1 protein-coding gene is annotated in these 697 nt (G+C 67.6%); it reads left to right on the top strand.

All coding sequences use genetic code 11. The features are described from left to right. On the top strand, positions 1–697 hold a 697-nt coding region (tssI, locus tag EO094_RS18355), incomplete at both ends, for a type VI secretion system tip protein TssI/VgrG (RefSeq protein ID WP_128294358.1).

Below are 697 nucleotides of genomic sequence, written 5' to 3'. Positions count from 1 at the left end.
TCGACGCATGGCGGCGGCGCTATTCCTATGTGTCGGGCAAGCGCTCCGGCGCCGACTGGAATTTCGAGACGCCGAACACGGTGCCCTCGGCGGAGACGCCCTCGCTCGTCGAGCTGCCGGAGAACGCCAGGCGCGAGCTTTATGAATATCCGGCCCGCGCCATGGATGTGGCCGCGCATGAGCGCATGGAAAAGCTCCGCATGCAGGCGTCGGAGGCCGATCACGACCGGGTCAAGGCGGCCTCCAACATCCGCGTGGTGGAGCCCGGGCGGCGGTTTGCGCCCTATGAAGTGGCCCATCCGGAAAAGCGCTACGAGGAGCATGTGGTGATCCGCGCGGTGCACCAGGTGGTGGACCGCTCCTACGAGACGGCGGAGGACGAGCCGGAATACCGCAACGAATTCGAAGCGATGCCCTCGCGCATTCCGCTGACGCCGCACCGCGCGACGAAGCGCCCGCGCATCGAGGGGGCGCAGGTGGGCATCGTTGCGGGCCCGGAAGGCGAGGAGATCCATTGCGACCAGTACGGCCGGGTGAAACTCTGGTTTCCCTGGGACCGGCGGGCGAAGAAGGACGGCTCCGACACCTGTTGGGTGCGCGTCTCACAAAGCTGGGCCGGCGGTACCTGGGGCGGCCAGATCATCCCGCGCATCGGCATGGAGGCGATGGTCTCCTACATCGACGGCGACCCCGACCG

Source organism: Afifella aestuarii, assembly GCF_004023665.1.
GTDB classification, from domain to species: domain Bacteria; phylum Pseudomonadota; class Alphaproteobacteria; order Rhizobiales; family Afifellaceae; genus Afifella; species Afifella aestuarii.
Note: the sequence above shows the minus strand (reverse complement) of the source record. Positions and strands in the feature narration are given on the sequence as shown.